At 63.1% G+C, this 22,439-nt stretch carries 16 protein-coding genes; 8 read left to right on the top strand and 8 right to left on the bottom strand.

Annotated elements, in window-relative coordinates; genetic code table 11:
* Positions 1–105: 105 nt before the first annotated feature.
* Positions 106–1,062, top strand: a complete 957-nt coding sequence (gene trxB, locus C9424_RS07805) for a thioredoxin-disulfide reductase (protein ID WP_116766468.1) — start codon at positions 106–108, stop codon at positions 1,060–1,062.
* A gap of 40 nt (positions 1,063–1,102) precedes the next feature.
* Entirely contained in the window at positions 1,103–1,429 is a 327-nt protein-coding gene (gene trxA / locus C9424_RS07810) for a thioredoxin (RefSeq protein ID WP_091248528.1), read from the top strand.
* 6,330 nt (positions 1,430–7,759) lie between these two features.
* On the opposite strand, the gene C9424_RS07815 is transcribed toward trxA, so the two are convergent.
* The 8 genes from C9424_RS07815 to rpmH form a co-directional block, all read right to left on the bottom strand.
* Entirely contained in the window at positions 7,760–9,031 is a 1,272-nt protein-coding gene (locus tag C9424_RS07815) for a ParB/RepB/Spo0J family partition protein (protein ID WP_116766327.1), read from the bottom strand.
* A 68-nt stretch (positions 9,032–9,099) separates the two neighbouring features.
* On the bottom strand, positions 9,100–10,167 hold the full coding sequence (locus C9424_RS07820) for a ParA family protein (protein WP_272914142.1): 1,068 nt from the start codon (positions 10,165–10,167) through the stop codon (positions 9,100–9,102).
* A gap of 87 nt (positions 10,168–10,254) precedes the next feature.
* Complete coding sequence (rsmG, locus tag C9424_RS07825; protein WP_116766328.1) at positions 10,255–10,905, bottom strand: 16S rRNA (guanine(527)-N(7))-methyltransferase RsmG; 651 nt, start codon at positions 10,903–10,905, stop codon at positions 10,255–10,257.
* A gap of 16 nt (positions 10,906–10,921) precedes the next feature.
* On the bottom strand, positions 10,922–11,512 hold the full coding sequence (locus tag C9424_RS07830; protein WP_116766329.1) for a Jag family protein: 591 nt from the start codon (positions 11,510–11,512) through the stop codon (positions 10,922–10,924).
* Positions 11,512–12,486 carry a membrane protein insertase YidC gene (gene yidC, locus C9424_RS07835; protein ID WP_116766330.1) on the bottom strand — a complete coding sequence of 325 codons (975 nt, stop codon included), beginning with the start codon at positions 12,484–12,486 and terminating at the stop codon, positions 11,512–11,514. The genes C9424_RS07830 and yidC overlap by 1 nt, the downstream gene beginning before the upstream one ends.
* A gap of 15 nt (positions 12,487–12,501) precedes the next feature.
* Positions 12,502–12,912, bottom strand: coding sequence for a membrane protein insertion efficiency factor YidD (gene yidD / locus C9424_RS07840; RefSeq protein ID WP_425547167.1), 411 nt, complete (start codon positions 12,910–12,912; stop codon positions 12,502–12,504).
* A complete protein-coding gene (gene rnpA, locus C9424_RS07845; RefSeq protein ID WP_116766331.1) occupies positions 12,876–13,316 on the bottom strand; it encodes a ribonuclease P protein component in 441 nt (146 codons plus the stop codon). The genes yidD and rnpA overlap by 37 nt, the downstream gene beginning before the upstream one ends.
* Positions 13,317–13,357: 41 nt before the next feature.
* Positions 13,358–13,495, bottom strand: coding sequence for a 50S ribosomal protein L34 (gene rpmH, locus C9424_RS07850; protein WP_003800212.1), 138 nt, complete (start codon positions 13,493–13,495; stop codon positions 13,358–13,360).
* Between the two features lie 463 nt (positions 13,496–13,958).
* On the opposite strand from rpmH, the gene dnaA reads away from it, so the two are divergent.
* The 6 genes from dnaA to gyrB all read left to right on the top strand — a co-directional run bounded on the left by dnaA (position 13,959) and on the right by gyrB (position 22,409).
* Complete coding sequence (gene dnaA / locus C9424_RS07855) at positions 13,959–15,380, top strand: chromosomal replication initiator protein DnaA (RefSeq protein ID WP_018775671.1); 1,422 nt, start codon at positions 13,959–13,961, stop codon at positions 15,378–15,380.
* 596 nt (positions 15,381–15,976) lie between these two features.
* Positions 15,977–17,101 carry a DNA polymerase III subunit beta gene (gene dnaN / locus C9424_RS07860; protein ID WP_091248545.1) on the top strand — a complete coding sequence of 375 codons (1,125 nt, stop codon included), beginning with the start codon at positions 15,977–15,979 and terminating at the stop codon, positions 17,099–17,101.
* A 103-nt stretch (positions 17,102–17,204) separates the two neighbouring features.
* Complete coding sequence (gene gnd / locus C9424_RS07865) at positions 17,205–18,089, top strand: phosphogluconate dehydrogenase (NAD(+)-dependent, decarboxylating) (RefSeq protein ID WP_116766332.1); 885 nt, start codon at positions 17,205–17,207, stop codon at positions 18,087–18,089.
* Positions 18,090–18,116: 27 nt separating this feature from the next.
* A complete protein-coding gene (recF, locus tag C9424_RS07870) occupies positions 18,117–19,340 on the top strand; it encodes a DNA replication/repair protein RecF (protein WP_116766333.1) in 1,224 nt (407 codons plus the stop codon).
* Positions 19,337–19,897, top strand: coding sequence for a DUF721 domain-containing protein (locus tag C9424_RS07875; RefSeq protein WP_116766334.1), 561 nt, complete (start codon positions 19,337–19,339; stop codon positions 19,895–19,897). Before recF ends, C9424_RS07875 begins: the two co-directional genes overlap by 4 nt.
* A gap of 454 nt (positions 19,898–20,351) precedes the next feature.
* Positions 20,352–22,409, top strand: coding sequence for a DNA topoisomerase (ATP-hydrolyzing) subunit B (gene gyrB / locus C9424_RS07880; protein WP_116766335.1), 2,058 nt, complete (start codon positions 20,352–20,354; stop codon positions 22,407–22,409).
* The last annotated feature ends 30 nt before the right edge of the window (positions 22,410–22,439 follow it).

A 22,439-nucleotide genomic window follows, 5' to 3' on the forward strand; every position in this document is an offset into this window, starting at 1 on the left:
CCGTGACGCCCATGTCGGCCGGAATATTCAATGCCCGGCAATAGTTGTGCCATGTGGCCGGCCATCGAGGCGGGCGCATCGACAAAGGAAGAGGTTCACCGTTCAGTGAGCAACGCAGAAAACACTGCCTCCGAAGTACGTGATGTCATCATCGTCGGCTCCGGCCCGGCGGGCTACACCGCAGCGGTGTACACGGCGCGCGCGAACCTGAAGCCGCTGCTCCTGGCAGGCTCGGTCACCGCCGGCGGCGAACTGATGAACACCACGGACGTGGAGAACTACCCTGGATTCCCCGAAGGCATCATGGGCCCGGACCTCATGGAGAACTTCGAGAAGCAGGCTGCCCGCTTCGGCACGGAGATCCAGTTCGAGGACGTCACCGAGCTGGACCTCGACGGCGAGATCAAGACGGTGACCATCGGCACGGGGGAGACCTTCAAGGCCCGTTCCATCATCCTTTCCACCGGCTCCGCCTACCGCGAGCTCGGGCTGCCGAACGAGAAGCGGCTGTCCGGCCACGGCGTTAGCTGGTGTGCAACCTGCGACGGTTTCTTCTTCAAGGATCAGGACATCGCGGTCATCGGCGGCGGCGACTCCGCCATGGAAGAGGCTCTGTTCCTCACCAAGTTCGCCAAGTCCGTCACTGTGGTGCACCGCCGCGACGCCCTCCGCGCTTCAAAGATCATGGCCGACCGTGCCCTGGCCCACGAGAAGATCAACTTCGTGTGGAATACCGCAGTCGAAGACGTCCTTGGACAGGACAAAGTCACCGGATTGCGGTTGAAGAACCTGGTAGACGGCACGGAAACTGAACTGGCCGTGACCGGCGTGTTCGTGGCAATCGGGAACGACCCCCGAACGGACCTCGTCAAGGGCAAGCTCGAGTTGACCGGAGAGGGAACCATCGCCGTCGACGGCCGCACCTCGAAGACCAGCATCCAGGGTGTTTTCGCTGCCGGCGACGTCATTGACCCGACCTACCGCCAGGCCATCACCGCCTCGGGTTCCGGCTGTGTGGCGGCTCTCGACGTCGAGCACTACCTGGCAGATTTTCACGCCTAAGACGGCGCGCAGCAACCAACCGAAGAGAGAGACAAAGGTCATGAGCAACGCAAAAGACGTAACAGACGCCAGCTTCAGCACCGACGTACTGGCCTCCGACAAGCCGGTCATTGTGGACTTCTGGGCCGAATGGTGCGGCCCCTGCCGCAAGCTCGGCCCGATTCTCGACGAAATCTCTGTGGAGTACAGCGAAAAGGTTGATGTAGTCAAGGTAAACGTTGACGACAACCCAGCCATCGCCGCCGAGTACGGCATCACGTCAATCCCGGCTGTGTACCTGTTCCAGGGCGGCGAGGTCAAGAGCACCGTCATCGGCGCCCGACCCAAGCAGTTCTTCGAGAAGGAATTCGCGGACGTCCTGTCCTAATTCCGGCTCGGCTTCACCGGTAGTTTCGCAACTAGCTTTTTGATGGACTTGCTGAGGCCCGAGCATCTCGGGGCGTAGTGTCCGGTTGGCTGGTGGTGACCCCCGCTTCTGGCGGGGGTCACTTTTTTGCCCGGGTGCCGGTCACGGCTCTGGTCCCTTGCCATGGCTGCCGCTGGCCGAGGGGAGTGGGCTCGGAGGGACGAGTGGGTGCGCCCGGCCGATTGGGATGTTCTCGATTGAGAGAGGCGTCCGCCTTGGGGTTTCATCAGTCTTATTGAGTTGCCCAATCCTTTAGTTTTTCAGGAAGCGGGCCCTCTTCACCGGGGATCGGAAAACCGTGATCGAGAGGGGTCCGGTGGCGGAATTCCGGCCCATCATCGGCCACGCGAATTCTTGGAAACCGGCATTTCGGGGAACGTCGACGGGCCTCCTGGGAATGCGTCTGTGTTTCACGTGAAACATTGGCTGCGCGCGTGCCGGCGCGTGGCCATCGCATACTCCCTCGTGACTCCGTCCGCAGCGTCCTATACACTCACCAATCGCAACAGGTGATTCTGCCAAATTTCCAGCCACTCGGGACCCGGAACGGAAGCTCGTCAGGAGCGCGGCTGTTTCACGTGAAACGTCGAGTGCCCGCAAGAGGCTCCGAGTTGATCATCGTGGCCGGATTATGCCCACGGCCCGCATTCCACGAACGGCGATGTAGTGCATGTGGATGATGCCTTTGAACCTCGCCGAGTTTGGGCGATGTTCTCTGCGGAAAACAGATTCCCCCTGACAGCACCGGTTGAGGGCGATTTGCTCGAAGATGCGCCGCGGGGAAGGTGCACTGAGCGGCAGTGCGCCCGCTTCGGCAGTACAGCCACAACGTAGCCCTGACGGAGGCACAGCCGGCTCGTCAGGTGCTGCCCGCACAAACCGTGGCGCTAGGTACGACCGCCGGCGCGCCCGCAGGCGAGTTCGTCAGCCGTGACGACCCTCCTGGCCACCGCTAGCCAACCGCCACCCTTTCAATCGGTGCTGCCCTATCAGCCGGCGCTGACAGTGTTTCACGTGAAACATCCGTGAGGAAGGTTTCAGTCTCTCGAGGCAGGCTGTTCCGCCGTACTATTCAAGGGGCCGAATCCATCCGAGCGTATGGTCTGGACCGAATAGAGGCGCCAAGCTAAGAAGGGCAGGCGTCATGTTTCACGTGAAACAACTAGGAAGAACATCGACACCCCTACATAAATGATTGTAGACTATTACTTACATCCCCGGCTGCCCCTTTCATCCGTGCGCTGAAGTTCGCCGGGGCCGTGCTTGTCGTCGTCTGTCTTTCGCCGTCTGACACACTCATGAGAGCGTCGAGAATTCGGTCTCGCTGTCGGCCAGGCTCCGACGGGATGGGGGACAGGCGTCTCTGGAGCACCTGGGCTCCTCGCTGAATCCCGGTTGGCCCTCATCCAGCCCAAGCCTGATGGGCCCCGGTTCGAGATTCCACGCGAAGCCGTGGCTGCAAATTACCCTGTTGGCGGCGCACTGGTCTAGCCACATGGTTTCCTAACGGCCCGGCGGCCTTGGCGTCGCCGTTTCACGTGAAACATTCTGCACACACCGCGCGACAGGCTGACTCAGCCCGGGCGGCAGCGCCCGCTGGCGCGCAACGTCGCGGCCGCGAAAATCGCGGTCTCAGACTTGCCGGCCGCGCGAGGGAGGAACCAATCCCGGACAGAGGATAGCGGGGGAGCGATTCAGCTCCGCAGACGGTATCTCAGCAGCGCCTCCGCCTACGCAGTCCCGACAGTGGCAGACGTACTCCCGAGCCGGCCCGCGAGACTTGTCGCGCACAATCCCCCGATTGGCTCCTCAGGAGCCGAAGGGACCGAGGACGTGAAGCCCGGTTCCCATGCCACGAAGAACGCCAGGGCAAAAGCCCGATCCGCAGCAGGGCGTAAGCCATTCAGCCGCAAACTCAAATCGGGGCCCACAGACTTCAGTCGCAAGGACTCGTCAACCCAGCCTCGGTACTGGCCCGGGGCCGGATTCCTAAGTGGTTCTCGACGGCGCCAGCGAGTCCTCGCTTCCGGCCCGTTCCAGCGTGGAGCTCAGCCCGATGGTACTCCCTTCAGTTCAGGACAAGACTCTACGAGCAGGCACTGCGCAGTTCTTTACTCAGCTCACGCCGCGTGCATCCAAGTGCCCTTCAATGCCCCCTGAGCTCCCCGTAATCGGCACTCCACATGCTTGGTTAGCCTCGATAGCCGGCCTCGCGAATCTGATGAGGAACCCGACGATGCGGTAGACCGCGCGAGGTCCCCACGTGCCGTCCTCCGACCCACAGGGGAGGGTTCGCTCCATCCTGGACTCCGCACTACTGACTCGGCGAATCGGGGCCGTCTCGAATCCATGTTGGAGATTTCCACGGCATCTCGAGACGTCACGAATCCTCTGTCGGCTTACGCCGTGAGACTCCATCAGTGTCACTTGGAGTGTGTCCGGGCGCCGTCAGTATTCGATCCAATAGCCTTCGGCGGGGTTGGTGACGGCCCGCACTGGTGCTACCAGTCAATGTTCACAGACCCTCCGCGGCTGGCTCGGACCGGCGACAAGCGGGAGCAGCGACTGCCCTCTTGTGGGATGACTGGTTCCTCCGGCCAGTGATCTGCTCTGTCTTATCGTCTGTCTCCACCAGGTTCTCCACAGAAGTTATTCACATGGTTATCCACAGGTGCTGAGAGATTATTCACACCGCATGATGCACACCACAGAGCCGGGTCGAACTGCGAACACGTAATGACGCCTGCGGTATCCCGGGCTCGATATTGGTCTCCGCGGAGCCGGACGGCTGGCTCTTGTCACAGTCAAGAAATGCCCACCAGAGATGGCTAAAATCCCTGGAAAATTAACCATTCCACTGCGAATTGATAGGTGCGGCGTGTTGCCTTAAGCAGCCCGACCATCGACGGAGATTATGTTTCACGTGAAACTCTTCTCCACGATCCTGGCCGAGCAGCGGCGCCGGACAGCCGCTGCCGCCTCACCTTCATCCACTCTGGCGGACGGGATTCCTCGCAGACTAATCCACAAAGTTATCCACAGTAATATCCACCGATGTATCCACCGTGGATTGGGAGTGTCTGCTGTCTCCGTGGTGCCCCTTAGATCATCTGGGGAGTGCCACGTCGACAATCCATCCAGCTGGTGCCTCACGGCTGATTCGCCAGTAGCGCTATAGCTCCAGATCACAATGTCGGTGGCATCACGATCCGCCGGCGCCATTCCCCACCGGGTTGCGCCTCCGTGCGGCACCGAAGGCCAGCCCTCCCAGGAGGTGCGCCGCCTTGCATTTGGCCGCGCCATCGAAGAAGAAGCCGTGGAACCAACGTGAACGGCCACGGGCGGAATAGTTCAGCTGAAGAGCTACGCATTCCTTCCAGGTTCCGTCTGTTGACCCCGTCCAATATTGTCGCTCGAAGCTCGCATGCCGGACAGAAACTCGTTCGCTGCCTCTCTGGTCTGTACCGGTCTTCGAGAGCGGCAGCCCTGCCACGGGCTACCTTTGACCGCACACGACGGAGACAGAGCGGGTAACGTCGGCGTGACCGCCAGGCCAGAGCCGAGGGCTGGCCAAAGGAAGAATTGGTGCAACGGGCCTACTACCGCCAGCGGCGGGGGGAGTGCGATGGGCGTCAGCCTGGCGGGAAGGCGGCCAGGAGGGCGGACTGAGGGAGGCCTCAGGATGACCGGCAAGCCACTGCCATGGACGGAGGCAGCGGGAGCGACAGCGCGCGCCGCAGACCCCCGCTCGGAAGGAGCCGGACGAGCACGGCCGCTGCCGGTCGGACACATGGTACGGGCACTGCGGAGGGCTTCCAGATCGGCACAGCCGCTGGACGCGAGGTAGGGGCATTCAAGCCGAATCACGTCCCGCTGTTGGGCAGTCGGAGTTCGCGCGGACCAGTTCATGGATCACAACTCTGGCCAGCCATCCAAGCGCCGGGAGTCGGCATCGTTTCACGTGAAACATCCGCGCTCTTGCCAGATGGATCGAGTTCGCGCCGTCTTGTCCGCCGACGAACGCCTCGCTCACGGGGTGAAGCTCTACCGTCCCTGTGAACGTCCCTGCCCCTGCCGTGGGCCATAGACGTGACTTACGCGGCGCTGGTCCGCATCGGCATCGGCATTGGCATTGGCATTGGCATCGGCGAACAATGCCAGCATCTGCACTAGGCGGCGACCATGCCGCTGGCGGGAAAGTCCGAGCCAACGCGATCGAGGGAGCGCTTGCTGCCCCTAACGGGGGAGAGCCGTTGGCGCCCTCTTGTACGACACATAGGGGCTGGCTTGCGCACGGAGAAATACCAGAGACGGAGCTCGGACAAAAGGTAGGCGACCAGGCAAATGACCGGGGGAGCCGGGGAGCGCGATCGTCTAGGGCAGTCACACTACTGCTCCTACGCGGGGGATTCCGACTCAGCCGCGACGAAGACGGCCACATTGCTGGCGGTCGCCGTAGACACAGCTAGGAGGTCCGGGCTTGTGGCCCCGCACCCACATACCCTCACCCGCACCCACAGGACCCGGGCCCACGCCCACGCCCACGCCCACGCCCGCACCCACAGACCCGAGCCCACGCTGATGATGGCACACCCCCAGGCTTGGTCCGGGGCTCCCGCACCTCGCGCTTGGGCTGGTGCAGTCCATCGACGTCGTGACGGAATACTTTCGCTGTAGCGGATTGCCATCGTGGTCGGGGACAGACAGCCCGAGTCACCGCCGCCGCTATTCGCCGCGACGCAGTGAGGACATGGCATTGGAGACAACAGGTGCCGGCCTCTTGCCGCAAACCGGCGCCCCAGAGTGTGTCCTGTCCAAGAGTCTTCCGCCGTCTGGGCTGAGGTCCGGCTGAAGGGCAGTGAATCCAACGGCACGCGCTGGGCTATCCCGTGCGGGCAGCGGCGTGTGACCCAAAGGGTCGGCTGTGCCTTCCTCCCGGCTGCCCCATCCCCTCATGATCGGAGCGACATTCTCATCCGGGGAGTTCAGTCGGCCAGAGGCACCGAATGATGTCCACTACTCCCTATTTTTCTTGTCGTGCGAGTGGGATTTGCCCGCTTCCGGTCCGCCTTGAGAAGTCGAGGCGCCCTGCCGGCACTGGCCAGAATTCCGAGGTGCGGGCGACTCTCGGGCCCCCGTCGCCCTGCCGGCGCCCAATCGCCAGGGCCGAGTCGGATTCCCGAGATCCAGTTGCCGAGATCGAATTGCCGCCGGCAGGCACTACTGCCCGCGTCCGTCCTGTTTGGAGAACCCTTGTACCAGGCTTCCAGGCCTTGGTATGCACGCTCCGGCCTCGGATCGGCTGGCGCTGTTTCACGTGAAACAGGAGCCGCGCGTTCCGGATGTCACACGGTGCACGGGTACCGCGTACCGGGAGCCGGCGTCGGGGCGTCATTTCTGCCCCGGCTACTTGCGTTAGTCATGGATCTGGATCCAGGCGGTCATCACGCCACCGAGTCATTTCTGTCCAAACGGAATCCGGCCGATGTCCCCAGGGGCCACCGGTGGGCCCCATGACTTCGCTGCGAACACAACCTCATGATCCGCACGCGCAGGCGAGCGGCGATCCGTCGTGGACGCAGTCAGCAACTGTAGAGCCGACCACCTGCTGTCCATCCGCGAGAGCCTCGCCGCCTGGAGGCGAACCAGTGCGTGTGCTGTCACGTGCACGGACAACCACTAGTCCGGTACTCCATGTCATGACCATAAGCGGCGAATGGCGGACACCCGGTGACCAGGGCACCTGCGTCCACCCCGGTTAGCCAAGTGAACACGGTGTTCCTCCCGTCGCGCCGCTGACCCCTGATAAGGAGTCGTGTCCGGCGGTGCGAGTCCACACGCGGAGCAGGCCGGCATTGGGCTTTGGAAGGCGGCATTGGGATTTAGAGGAGAAGAGAACTGCGACCGCGGGAGCTTGCCTTGCGTTGTGGACCCGGGGGAACATCCATTGCGGGCTCTGCAGGATCCACCACCCAGTCGGAAGACGGAGCCAGCCGCCGCCTGCCGCACCAATCTACGCATCGCGGGCAAGTAGCTTACCGCCACCACCCGGCCTCCAACCACGTTCAGGGCGGCACGGACGCATCTCACCAATTTCCCCAAGCGCCACGATGGACTACTGCCGGATGCGGCGGCGGCATCAGCCAGGCAGGGTGTACCTAATGCGCCGCTGGCAGTGAGACGATTCGGCCTCCACCCCCGCAGCGGCAAACGAGGGCATAAAGGCAAGGCATTAAAAGAAGGTGGGTCTGTTTCACGTGAAACAGACCCACCCCAAACGACTTGGCGACTTTAGCCGGAAGCCCCAGGAGTCAAGACGTCCATGATCCGGTTTAGGTCCTCGACGCTGGCGAACTCGATGCTGACACGACCCTTGCGGGCACCAAGCGAGATCTTGACGTTGGTATCCAGCCGGTCGGACAGCGACGACGCCAAGTAGTCGAGCCTTTCGTGGCGTGCTCCCGGACGTGGAATGTTGTTCTTGGCCGGTGTCGCGGGGCTTTGGTAGAGGGTCACTGCTTCCTCGGTCGCGCGGACCGACATGCCTTCTGAGACAATTTTCTGCGCCAGGCGTTCCATGGCCGCGGCGTCCGGGAGGGCCAGCAAGGCGCGGGCATGACCTGCCGAAATCACGTTGGCGGCCACGCGCCGCTGAACCAGGGGCGGAAGCTTCAGCAGTCGGAGGGTGTTGGACACCTGAGGGCGGGAACGTCCGATCCTGTCGGCGAGCTGCTCATGGGTGGTTCCGAAGTCTTCAAGGAGTTGCTGGTAGGCTGCGGCCTCTTCGAGCGGATTCAGCTGGCTGCGGTGCAGGTTCTCCAGCAGGGCATCGCGCAGGAGGTCGTCATCGGTCGTATCACGGACAATCGCCGGGATAGTTTCCAGGCCTGCGGCCTGCACTGCCCGCCAGCGCCTTTCACCCATGACGAGTTCATAGGGTTCGCCACCTTCTTCGGTTGAAGTGCGGACCACAATTGGCTGGAGGACGCCGATTTCGCGCACGGAGTGCACCAGCTCCGCCATGTCGTCCTCGTCGAAGACAGACCGGGGCTGTTTGCGGTTGGGATGAATGTCCGTGACCGGGATTTCGGCGAACCTGACACCGGGCACGGCCACGAGTTCGATGCCGCCGTCGTCATCGTGCTCGGGAGTGGAATCAAAGGCCAACTGCTCCCCGGCGGCCGCCTCTTTGGCAGCGGTAGTTGAAGCCTTCAGCGCGGGCGTATTCCGGGCGGGTGCCCTCTTGGTGCCCGCCACACCGGGCGTGGTGCCAGCCCTCGCAGCAGCATCGACACCACCGGATGAAACCGAATCAGGAACAGAAGCCGGGACGTCGGCGGAGTCGTCGGACGTTGCGGCCGCAGCCGGTGACGCCTTGGTTTTCGGGGCGGGGACGTCCAGGAGAGTTTCTGTCTCGGACTCGGAAGTCTTCTTCCGGGCTTCGGGAAAGAAGAGGTCCACGGGCCGGGATGGAGCAGCACCGTTTCCGGAGGCGTTAGCCGCGGCGGAACTTGGAATGAGTGCGCCAAGTCCACGGCCGAGGCCGCGTCGCTTATCGCTCATGGATAAATCCCTCCAGTGGAAGAGCCGGGACTCACCTGGCTCTGGCTAGTGCAATTTTTGAAAAGATTCTAACGTTCAGCGATTTCCGCTGCGGCTTCCAGGTAGGACAAGGCGCCGCTGGAAGAAGGATCGTATGTCATGACAGTCTGCTGGTAACTCGGAGCCTCGGAAATACGGACGGACCTCGGCACCACAGCCCCCAGCACCTGTTGCGGGAAGTGCTCCCGTACCTCCGCCGCAACCTGCGCCGCGAGGTTGGTGCGGCCGTCGTACATGGTCAGGAGAATCGTGGAAACAACCAGATCGGCGTTCAGGTGCTTCTGGATCATCTCGATGTTCTTCAGGAGCTGACTCAGTCCCTCAAGGGCGTAGTACTCGCACTGGATCGGGATCAGGACTTCACCGGCCGCGCAGAAGGCATTCACTGTCAGGAGCCCCAAGCTCGGCGGGCAGTCGATGAAGATGTAGTCCAGCCGCTCCTCGCCGTTCTTGGCGCGCTCCTTGGAATACACATCGATTGCACGGCGCAGCCGCTGCTCGCGGGCCACCAGGCTCACGAGTTCGATTTCCGCGCCGGCAAGGTGGATGGTGGCGGGAGCACAGATGAGGTTGTCGATGTCGGGGCACGGGGCCACAACGTCCTTCAGGGGGACGTCGTTGATCAGGACATCGTAGATGCTGTCGACGTCGGCGTGGTGCTCGATGCCCAGGGCCGTCGAAGCGTTTCCCTGCGGATCGATATCGATCACAAGCACGTTCAGGCCGGCTGCCGCCAGGGCAGCCGCGATGTTGACGGTGGTCGTCGTCTTGCCGACGCCGCCCTTCTGGTTGGACACGGTGAAGATGCGGGTCTTTTCCGGCTTGGGCAGCTGCCGTCCCAACAGCCGTTCGCGGCGCTTGTTCTCGTGCGCGAGCTCGCGGGCGATGGGGCTGGAATCATCGATGGAGTCCAGCACGTTGCCCGTGTGAGGAAGGGATGTTTCACGTGAAACACCGGCCATTCCCGTTGCCCTAGCAACCGAACCCGTATGAGTTCCGGAGTAGTCATGAGCGACTGCGGGAGCCGTAAACGCACGTGCGGACCCCAGGGACATAAACGGCGGGATCCGCTGTGTGGAGGCTTCGCTACTGCTCACTATGACACGCTCACTCTCATTCGGCTTTTACTGCCGGTTACTAGCCTAACCTCTTCCCCTCAGACTCCCCGGGCACCGGGGCCGATGCTAGGCAATCTTTTGAGGCTTGTTTACTACGATTCGGACCACTGTGGTGGGTTCTTCGAGCAGGTCTTCGCCCACCACCACCACAGACGTCTCAATGCCACCCAGCTTGCGGATAACCTTGGCTGCCTTTTCAATTTCCTCGCCGGCGCTGCGGCCCTTGATGGCCACGACTTCGCCCTTGCCGGCCAGGAGCGGAATGGTCAGTCCCGCGAGATTGGAGAGCGCGGATACCGCGCGGGCCGTAACGACGTCGGCGTTCACGAGCCCGACGGCGAGCTCGGCGCGCGTGCGCATGATCGTGACGTTCTCGAGCCCGAGATCATCCACCACTTCCTGGAGCCAGATGACCCGGCGCTCCAGCGGCTCGATAAGGGTCAGTTCCAGGTCCGGCCGGGCAATGGCCAGGCACAGGCCGGGCAGGCCGGCGCCGCTGCCTACGTCGGCAACATGGCTTCCGTGGGCAATCTGGCTTTCGATGACGGCACAGTTGAGCACGTGCCGGCTCCACAGCCGCGGCACTTCGCGGGGGCCAATGAGGCCCCGTTCGGTGCCGGAGGTCGCCAGGTGCTCGACGTAGCGCTTAGCCAGGTCCAGGCGGTCGCCGAAGATCGACTGTGCTGCCTTGAGTTCGGGTGCGGTAATTTCAACCATCAAGCTAGTCAACGGTTCAGTCTGCGGAGACAACGATGTGCCGGTCGGCGCCTTCGCCTTCGGACTCGCTCACGAGCCCCAAATCGGCGACGGCGTCGTGCACGATCTTGCGCTCGTAGGCGCTCATCGGAGCCAGGGCAACGGCCTCGCCGGATTCCTTGACCGTGGCAACGGCGTCTTCAGCGATCTTCTGCAGGTCTCCGGCACGCTCGGCACGGTACCCGTTGATGTCCAGCACCAAGCGGGACCGGTTCTCCGTGGCGGACAGGACGGCCAGCCGGGTCAGTTCCTGGAGCGCCTCAAGGACTTCGCCGTCACGGCCGACAAGGCTTTCCAGCCCGGCGGATTCTTCCTCGGCAACGATTGAGATGTAGGTGCGGCCGTTACGGACCTCGATGTCGATGTCGCCGTCGATGTCGGCGATGTCCAGCAGTTCTTCGAGGTAATCAGCGGCCACGTCCCCCTCTTCTTCGAGGCGGCTTGCGGAAACACCCTTGACGGGGCTGGTTCCCGTGTCCTGTGACGCATCGTGGGATGCCTCCTGGGCATCGTCCCGCTCGTCGTCAAACTCGGCGGAAATAGCGTGTTCGGTGCTCTCGGCGGACATTACTTCCTCTTCCTGTTTTTACGTTGCGGCTGGACGCGCTGGGCCTTGGCCTCCACTGCGGCAGCGGCGGAAGCCTCGGCTTCCTCGGCGTCGGCCTTTTTGCCGCCCAGAAGGGGCATGGCGGGCAGGCCCTTGGCTGCCCGGCGCTCGGCCAGAGCCTTCGCGGCCGGTGATCCGGGCGTAGGCATCCGGCGGATCACGAAGAACTGCTGTCCCATGGTCCAGAGGTTGGTGGTGGTCCAGTAGATGAGGACACCGATGGGGAAGTTGATGCCGCCCACACCGAAGACGACCGGCAGGATGTAGAGCATCATCTTCTGCTGGCGCATGAACGGGCTGGCCAGGGCCTCTTCGGACATGTTCTTGGCCATGATCTGCTTCTGCGTGATGAACTGCGAGGCCGTCATGGCCAGGATCATCACGATGGAGAGGATCCACACGGCGGTCTGGTTGCCGCCGCCGCCATGGAGCAGGGACGCGGACAGCGGGGCGCCGAAAATGGTGGACTCATCGAACTGCTTGACCTGCTCGGCGCTCATGGCGCCGATGCCCTGGCCGCTGACTTTGGCGCTGCTGATACCCGAGAGCACCTGGAAGAGCGCGAAGAAGAACGGCATCTGGATCAGCATGGGCAGGCAGGCCGAGAACGGGTTGGTGCCGTGCTTCTTGTACAGCGCCATCTGTTCCTGCGCCATGGCCTGGCGGGAGAGCTGGTCGGTCTTGCCCTTGTACTTGTCCTGCATCTTCTTCAGGTCCGGCTGCAGCAGCTGCATGCCGCGCTGGGCCTTGATCTGCTTGACGAAGACGGGAATCAGGGCGGCACGAATGACCAGCACGAGCCCGATGATGGACAGGGTCCACGTCCAGCCGTTGGCCGGCGACATGCCGATGGCGCTGAGGCCGTCATGGAAGCCCACCATGATGGCTGAGACCAGCCATTTAAATGGGGCCAGGATTGTTCCAAAGATGTCCATACGATTCCCTATTCGTCAGGCCGCAGGGCGGCCTTCTCCATCAGGCTGAGCAGCCAAGTACTTGTCCGGATTGTTCAGCACAACAATTGTGGGGGTGTGGTCGGCCGGCCACTCCCGGTGCCCGGCGGGGACATGGTCCACACCGCCGGCATTCCATGGGTGGCAGCGCAACAGGCGCCGGGCAGCCAGCCAGCTTCCCTTCACGGCACCGTGTACCGTGATTGCCTCAAGGGCATAGGCCGAACAGCTGGGAAAAAAGCGGCACACCTGGCCGTACAGCGGCGAGACCACCTTGCGGTAGGCCATCAGCAGCAGGATGAGAATGTTGCGGGGCAGGTTCCAGACCACCTTGCCCAACCAGCGCAGTGCAGATCCGAGAGTCACAACGCTCAGACGGGGGACGACGGCGGCAGTTGAGTTACGCACGCGGGGGTCCCTTCCTGTGTTGTCTCGTAAGAACCTGATGAAGCAGCCTTTGGAAGGCGGTTGCCCAGCCGCTTCATGGTTGTTTCCAAAGCGGCGTCATAGTCTGCGAGCAGCTGGTCCCAGCTGGCCCCCGCCGCGGCGGGCAACGCCCGGACCACGATGGCGAACCCGCTGCCGTATTTCTGCAACGACAAGGCGCCGGCTTCTCTCAGTCTCCTCTTAACGAGGTTTCTGACAACAGCGTTCCCGACACTCTTGGAAACGATGAATCCGATCCGGCTTGGTTCATCGGCAGCGAGAGCTGCCGTATATAACACTACGTTCCGGCGTCCATTGCGGACACCGGAACGTACAGTTGTTGAAAAATCGGTTGATGTCCGCAGACGGTTCCTGGTGGCTAGCACCGTTAAACTCGCACAGGGATGTGGACCGACGAGTCAGTTATTTAGGCCGACAGTTCGGTGCGGCCCTTGCCACGACGGGCTGCCAGGATGGCACGGCCGGCACGGGTACGCATACGAAGGCGGAAGCCGTGCTTCTTGGCTCGACGGCGGTTATTCGGCTGAAAAGTCCGCTTGCTCACGTTAGTTACTCCAGTGGATCAAAGGTGCGCCCACCCGATCAAGGGGAAGAACTGGCCGACGCTAAGTTTTGTATGTGCCGCTTCCCTCGTAACTCGCACGGCGCAGGGCGTCGAGAAAGAATCAAATGAGGCGAAAAGCGTACACATGGGACTTCACAACGTTAGGGCTTGCCAGCCTCCGGAGTCAAACCGAGGGTCGGCTCGCTGCCTTTCCCCAGCTGTGGCTAACTGCCGTCGCAGCCTGTGGATGAAGTGCGTCACGCGCCCCGTTCGAGAACCACAACGGTGTAATTATCCACAGGAGAGAACCCAGCTATCTTCTAGCGTTTTCATCCCCTACAGTGTCTCAGTAACCCCTTATCCACGGACTGTGCATAACCCTGTGGATTGAGCCGGGCCGGCGCGCAGCTCCGGACCGCGTGGATGCACGTAATGCAGGCCAGCAAGTTTGAGGAACTGATTGATGACAGTAGACGAAGCCAACCAAGCCAACACTGTCGGAAGTTCCTGGCGGCGGGTTGTGAGCCTTCTGGAGAACGACCACCGTGTCTCTCCCCGGCAGCGCGGCTTCGTCATCCTGGCCCAGGCGCAGGGCCTGATCGGTTCCACCCTTCTGGTGGCTGTCCCCAACGAGCTCACCCGCGAAGTCCTGCAGACCCAGGTCAAGGAAGCCCTGGATGACGCCCTCCGGAGCGTTTTCTCCGACGAAATCCGCTGCGCGATCGACGTCGACACGGATCTGGTGCCGCTGCACACGGAACCCGAACCCGCCGTCGAGCTTTCCCTCGCCGCCGATCCGACTGTGGAGTTGAAGCCGCAGCCGATGCTGCCGAGCACCTCACACGAATTCGGCCGGCTCAACCCGAAGTATGTCTTTGACACCTTCGTCATCGGGTCCTCCAACCGGTTCGCCCATGCGGCTGCCGTGGCTGTGGCGGAGGCGCCGGCGAAGGCCTACAACCCGCTGTTCATCTACGGCGACTCGGGACTGGGCAAAACCCACCTGCTCCATGCGATCGGCCACTACGCACGCCGGCTCTACAGCGGAATCCGGGTCCGGTACGTCAACTCCGAGGAATTCACCAACGACTTCATCAACTCCATCCGTGACGATGAAGGCACCAGCTTCAAGACCACGTACCGCAACGTGGATGTCCTGCTGATCGACGACATTCAGTTCCTCGCCGGCAAGGATCGGACGCTGGAGGAGTTCTTCCACACGTTCAACGCCCTGCACAACAACAACAAGCAGGTGGTCATCACCTCCGACCAGCCGCCAAAGCTGCTCGCCGGATTCGAAGACCGCATGAAGTCACGCTTCGAGTGGGGCCTGCTGACCGATATCCAGCCCCCGGAACTCGAAACCCGCATCGCGATCCTTCGGAAGAAGGCCCTCAGCGAAGGCCTCTCCGCCCCGGATGACGCCCTCGAATACATCGCGTCGAAGATTTCCAGCAACATCCGCGAACTTGAAGGCGCCCTCATCCGCGTGACGGCCTTCGCCAGCCTGAACCGGCAGCCGGTGGATGTGGCCCTGGCCGAGATGGTGCTCAAGGACCTCATCACCGACGACGGTGCGCAGGAAATCACTTCGGCCCAGATCCTCACCCAGACGGCCGACTACTTCAAGCTCAGCATGGAAGAGCTCTGCAGCAAGTCGCGCACCCGCACGCTGGTGACCGCACGGCAGATCGCAATGTACCTGTGCCGGGAGCTCACGGACATGTCCCTGCCCAAGATCGGCCAGGAGCTCGGCGGCCGCGACCACACCACCGTGATCCACGCCGACCGGAAGATCCGCGAACTGATGGCCGAGCGCCGGGTCATCTACAACCAGGTGACCGAGCTGACCAACCGGATCAAGCAGCAGCAGCGCAATTCCTGAGCTGAATCCTGTCCTGACCGGACGCGCACTCTTACCTTATTAACAGGGGCCTGTGGACAACCCTGTGGATACTTAAGGGGACAACCGCGGTTAATGGGCTTAAAACCCTTAAGCCGCCTGTGGATCAGCCAAACGGCGAAAAATCTTATCCCCATCCACACCCTGTTTAAAACCTCCGCCGCCCACAGTCCATGAACAGGGCTTAACCGCGGAATCGCACGGCGAGATCGAGTTATCCACAGTTTCCACAGCAGTTATTAACACTACTAATCCCAAGAAAATGAAATTCCCTCAAACAACAATCTCCTTCCGCCTCCCCGCAGCGCCCAGGCCCGTTCCGGACCGGCGCCGGAGACCGGCCCCGTGAACCACACTCGTGTAAGCCGGGGATGGGAGAAACGCTCACCTTGGGGCTAAGCTGTCTGCAGTGCGTCCGTCCCGGACATCTTTTGTGGTTCCCACCGGGCCATGGAGCCGGGGAGGGCGGACGCTTCCCTTGTTGACGGAGTTCGGCAGTCCTGCCGGGGTCCGCGGCAGCTTGAGATGTTTTAGCGATTTTCAGCACTGACAGCAGCAATGAAAGGCGGCACCCTTCCGTGAAGTTCAGAGTCGAACGGGACGTCCTGGCAGAAGCCGTGACATGGACCGCCCGGTCGTTGTCTCCGCGGCCGCCCGTTCCCGTACTTTCAGGCCTGCTCCTGAAGGCTGAAGCCGGTACCGTCAGCCTCTCGAGCTTCGATTACGAGACCTCCGCCAGGCTCGAAATCCCTGCTGACATCAGCACCGAAGGCACCATCCTGGTGTCCGGACGCCTGCTCGCGGACATCTGCCGCAGCCTGCCCTCCGCCCCCGTCGAAGTCGAAACCGACGGCAACAAGGTGACACTGACGTGCCGCCGAAGCAGCTTCCACTTAGCCACGATGCCCGAGGCCGAATACCCGCCCCTGCCGGCCCTGCCCACCATCAGCGGCACCGTTCCGGGCGATTCGTTTGCCCAGGCGGTATCTCAAGTGATCATCGCGGCAAGCAAGGATGACACCTTGCCGATCCTGACCGGTGTGCGGATGGAGATCGAGGACGATCTCATCACCCTCCTGGCCACCGACCGCTACCGCCTGGCCATGCGGGAAGTCCCGTGGAAGCCCGTGACTCCCGGCATCTCCACGAGCGCCTTGGTCAAGGCCAAGACACTGAACGAAGTGGCAAAAACGCTGGGCAGCAGCGGCGACATCAACATCGCCCTTGCCGACGACGACAGCCGGCTGATCGGTTTCGAGAGCGGCGGCAGGACCACCACCTCGCTCCTGGTGGACGGTGACTACCCCAAGATCCGTTCGCTCTTCCCGGAATCCACGCCCATCCACGCCACCGTGCAGACCCAGGAACTGGTCGAGGCCGTGCGCCGGGTCTCGCTGGTCGCCGAACGGAACACCCCTGTCCGCCTCGCCTTCACCCAGGGCCAGCTGCATCTGGATGCCGGCACCGGCGAAGACGCGCAGGCCTCGGAGGAACTCGAAGCCCAGCTGACCGGTGAGGACATCACGGTGGCCTTCAACCCGCACTACCTGATCGAAGGCCTGAGCGTCATCGAAACCAAATTCGTGCGCTTTTCCTTCACCACCGCGCCCAAACCGGCCATGATCACGGCCCAGCAGGACGCCGAGGGTGAAGACCAGGGCGATTACCGCTACCTCGTCATGCCCGTCCGGCTCCCCAACTAGCTAACAGATCTGGCCGTTTTGACCCCTCAAAACGGCCACAACTGCCAGTCAGCTCGGTGACGTCACCAACGAAGCACCCCCAGCGCAGAAAAGAGTTCATCCCGTGCACATCGGACTAATCGGCCTTGGAAAAATGGGCTTCAACATGCGCGAACGCCTGCGCAACGGCGGCATCGAGGTCACCGGTCTTGACCGGAACCCGGACATTACCGACGTCGCCACCGTGGACGAGCTCATCGCCGCCGTTCCGGCTCCGCGCCTCATCTGGGTCATGGTCCCCTCGGGCGACATCACCGACGCCGTGATCACCGAACTGGGCAACAAGCTCGACGCCGGCGACCTCGTCATTGACGGCGGCAACTCGCGGTTCACTGAAGACCAGAAACACGGTGCCGCGCTGGCCGAAAAGGGCATCAGCTTTGCAGATTGTGGCGTCTCGGGTGGAGTATGGGGCCTCCAGAACGGCTACGGCCTCATGGCGGGCGGCGATGCTGCCGACATCGAGCGCGCCCTCCCCGTCTTCGATGCCCTCCGTCCTGCCGGCGAACGCGCCGACAGCTTCGTCCACGTGGGCGGCATCGGCGCCGGCCACTACGCCAAGATGGTCCACAACGGGATCGAATACGGCCTGATGCAGGCCTACGCGGAAGGGTACGAACTCCTGGCCGCGAAGGACATCGTGGCCGATCTTCCCGGGACCTTCCGGGCCTGGCAGAAGGGCACGGTTGTCCGCTCCTGGCTCCTGGACCTCATGGTCAAGGCCCTCGACGAGGACCCCGGACTGGAATCGATCTCAGACTACGTCGAGGATTCGGGCGAAGGCCGCTGGACTGTCGAGGAAGCGATCGCCAACGCCGTGCCTGCACCGGCCATCACGGCTGCGTTGTTCGCCAGGTTCTCCTCCCGCGAGGACAACTCGCCGGCCATGAAGATGGTGTCCGCGCTGCGCCACCAGTTCGGCGGCCACGCGACCCGGCCGGCCAAGTAATCCTGCCCGTGAGGTCCTGAATCCCGCGTGTACCTAGAAAAGCTCTCGCTCACAGATTTTCGCAGCTACGCCCAGGTTGATCTCAGCCTGGAGCCCGGAGTCACCGTCCTGGTGGGGTCCAACGGCATCGGCAAGACCAACCTGATGGAAGCCATCGGGTATCTGGCCACGCTCAACTCGCACCGGGTCAGCACGGATGCGCCGCTGCTGCGGTTCGGCACCGAGCGGGCGATGATCAGGGCCAAGCTGGTCCGCGGCGAGCAGGCCACCGTCCTGGAACTGGAAATCAACGCCTCCCGGGCCAACCGCGGACGGATCAACCGCAGCAATCCGGTCCGCGCCCGGGATCTTCTCGGCATCTGCCAGACGGTGCTCTTTGCGCCGGAAGACCTGGCGCTGGTCAAGGGTGATCCGTCGAACCGCCGCCGGTTTCTGGACGAACTCCTGGTCAGCCTCATGCCGCGGCACGCCGCCACCAGAAGTGACTACGACCGGGTCCTGAAGCAGCGCAACGCCCTGCTCAAATCTGCACGGGCCGGAAAATTCACGGCCGGGCATGAGGCAACGCTGGATGTCTGGGACCAGCACATGGCGCGGGCCGGGGCCGAACTCCTGCATGCCCGCCTTGAGCTTGTCGACCGCCTGCAGCCGCACCTGAAAAACGCCTACGCGCAGCTCACCGACGGCTCAAAGGAAGCGTCCGCGGTGTACCGGTCCACGCTCCAGGACATCCTAGACGACGACGGCGCCGCATCGCGGCCCGCGGGAGACTCCGGAAACGGAGCCGAGGCCGGGGCCGCCGCGCCCGCGGAAGACCTGCGCCTGCTCGACGTCGGGCAGCTCACCGACCGCTACATCCAGGCCTTTGCCGCGTCCCGCCGCAGGGAACTGGAACGGGGTATCTCATTGGTGGGACCGCACCGCGATGAGCTGGAGCTCGTGTTGGGATCGGCCCCGGCCAAGGGCTACGCCTCGCATGGTGAAACCTGGTCCATGTGCCTGTCGCTGCGCCTGGCCTCGTACTACGTCATGCTTGACGATGCCCGCACCGGCGGATCGCCTCCGATCCTGATCCTGGACGACGTTTTTGCCGAGCTTGACGTCCAGCGGCGGCGTAAACTGGCCGCAATAGTATCCGGCGCCGAGCAAGTGCTGGTCACTGCCGCCGTCGAGGACGATATCCCGGCGGAACTGACCGGACGGCGGGTGAAGGTCATCCCGGGAGGAATCGATGAGCAGGACAATCGATGAATAAGGATACCGACGGCGGCCTGCAGCCGGGCCGCGACCCCGACGACATCGATGCGGCCCAGGCCGCCCTGAACAGGATGCGCGACGCCGCCGCAGCCCGCGGCGAGATCCGGCGTGCGGTCCCGCGCTCCGGCACCGGAACCCAAAAACCTGCCCGCAGCGCGCGCGGAACCCGCGGGTTCACCCAATTCCACGGCACCGGCCGGGATCCGCTGGGCCTGGGCAAGGTCGTGGGACGCCTTGTGGCCGAACGCGGCTGGACCTCGCCGGTGGCCGTCGGATCCGTCATGGCACAGTGGGCCGTCCTGGTGGGGCCGGAAATCTCCGCCCACTGCACCCCCGAGAGCTTCACGGACACCACCTTGCATGTGCGGACCGATTCAACGGCGTGGGCAACCCAGCTGCGGCTGCTGAGCAGCAGCCTGCTGGAAAAATTCCGCACCGAGCTCGGCGACGGCGTCGTGACCAGCATTCAAGTGCTTGGACCGGCCGCACCAAGCTGGCGCAAGGGCCTCCGGACCGTCAACGGCCGAGGACCCCGTGACACGTACGGATAGCCCCGGAAGGCACGGCGCGCGCCGGATCTGAAGCACTTCTTGCAAAAACCCTTGAAAAATCCCCGAACGGCGTGTAGGGCGCTCGAACGCCCCGGAGTCGTATAGGCACCCTAGGGCTGGACCCCGAAAGCCTTGCAGGGGGAGCCAGCGGCCTCTCAGCGGCACTTTCCCGCCCGTTTGGCGCCCTGGAATGCGGGTTTGCGCCCTATAACACGATAGAATCGTTGAAGATAACTGGGCGCCGGTGAAACGTTGACTGAGTCCGTTTCCGACGCAATTTCAGCGTGCGGCGGACGGATTCCCAAGTCGGCGTAACCCCGGAGCCGTCAGTGACGTGCCTGTTGGCAGGAGCCCTTTCCACGGTAGAGGCAAGGGCCGGCCTTCAACGAACATAGAGGAGTCGAAAGCGCCTGTGGCTAACGACAATGCAGACATCCGGTCAGCGGAAGATGTAGTGGAAGACGTAGTGAAAGAGGCGGCGGTAGCGGGGTCGTCCGGGACCGCGACTTCGCACGAATACGGCGCCAGCGACATCACGGTACTTGAAGGCCTGGAGGCAGTCCGGAAGCGTCCGGGCATGTACATCGGTTCCACCGGTCCCCGCGGCCTGCACCACCTGGTCTACGAAGTCGTCGACAACTCAGTTGATGAGGCATTGGCCGGCTACTGCACCCACATCGAAATCGTGCTGCAGGCCGACGGCGGCGTCAAAGTGGTGGACAACGGCCGCGGCATCCCGGTCGATATGCACCCGACCGAACACAAGCCCACTGTGGAAGTCGTCATGACCATCCTGCACGCCGGCGGCAAGTTCGGCGGCGGCGGCTACGCGGTCTCCGGCGGCCTGCATGGCGTCGGCATCTCGGTGGTCAACGCGCTCTCCAGCAGGGTCAACACCGAAGTCCGACGCCAGGGGCACGTCTGGCGGATGTCCTTCGCCGACGGCGGAAAGCCGCAGGGCGGCCTGGTCCAGGGCGAGGAAACCTCCGAGACCGGAACCACCCAGACGTTCTACCCGGACGCCGGCATCTTCGAGACCACGGAATTCGATTTCGAGACGCTCCGCGCACGTTTCCAGCAGATGGCGTTCCTGAACAAGGGGCTACGGATCACCCTGACCGACGAACGCCGCGCCCCGGAAGAGCCGTCCGATGACGCGGACCTCGATCTGGACGCCGTTGCCGTCGAGGGCGAAGTCCCCGCGGAGTTCCACACCGTCGTCTACCAGTACGACGACGGCCTGCTGGACTACGTCAAGCACCTGAACTCCGGCAAGAAGGTCGATGTGGTCCATGAGGACGTCATCGCCTTCGAGACCGAGGACACGGAACGGCACATCGCCCTGGAAATGGCGATGCAGTGGACCAACGCGTACTCCGAGAGCGTCCACACCTACGCCAACACCATCAACACGCATGAGGGCGGCACCCACGAAGAAGGCTTCCGTGCCGCGATGACGTCGCTCATCAACCGCTACGCGCGCGAGAAGAACATCATCAAGGAAAAGGATGACAACCTCACCGGTGACGACATCCGCGAAGGCCTGACGGCCGTCATTTCCGTGAAGCTCTCTGAGCCGCAGTTCGAAGGCCAGACCAAGACGAAGCTCGGCAACTCCGAGGTCAAGGGCTTTGTCCAGCGGGTTGTCACCGACGGGCTGGGCGACTGGCTCGAGCGCAACCCCGGCCCCGCCCGGGACGTCATCCGCAAAGCGATCTCGGCCGCCCAGGCGCGCATGGCGGCCCGGAAGGCCCGCGACAACGCCCGCCGCAAGAGCCCGCTGGAATCCTTCGGCATGCCCGGCAAGCTCTCCGACTGCTCCTCCAAGAACCCGGAGAAGTGCGAGGTCTACATCGTGGAGGGTGACTCGGCCGGCGGTTCGGCCAAACGCGGCCGCAACCCTGAGACCCAAGCCATCCTGCCGCTCCGCGGCAAGATCCTGAACGTGGAACGGGCCCGCCTGGACAAGGCACTCGGCAATGCCGAGGTCCAGTCCATGATCACGGCCTTCGGCACCGGCATTGGCGAGGACTTCGACCTTGCCAAGCTGCGGTACCACAAGATCGTACTCATGGCCGATGCCGACGTCGACGGCCAGCACATCACGACGCTGCTGATGACACTGCTGTTCCGCTACATGCGCCCGCTGATCGAAAACGGCTTCGTCTATCTCGCCCAGCCGCCGCTGTACCGGATCAAGTGGTCCAACGCACCGCACGATTACGTCTACAGCGACCGTGAACGGGACGCGAAGCTGCTCTCCGGGCAGGCCGCCGGCCGCCGGATCCCCAAGGACAACGGCATCCAGCGCTACAAGGGCCTCGGCGAAATGGACTACACGGAGCTGTGGGACACCACCATGGACCCGGACCACCGGACCCTCTTGCAGGTGACGATGGACGACGCCCTGGCAGCGGACCAGATCTTCTCCGTCCTGATGGGCGAGGACGTGGAATCGCGCCGGAACTTCATTCAGCAGAACGCCAAGGACGTTCGGTTCCTGGATATCTAGCGGCGAAAACCCCCTAATATTCCAGAGCTG

This window comes from Arthrobacter sp. H-02-3 (assembly GCF_003097355.1).
Taxonomy (GTDB): Bacteria; Actinomycetota; Actinomycetes; order Actinomycetales; family Micrococcaceae; genus Arthrobacter; species Arthrobacter humicola.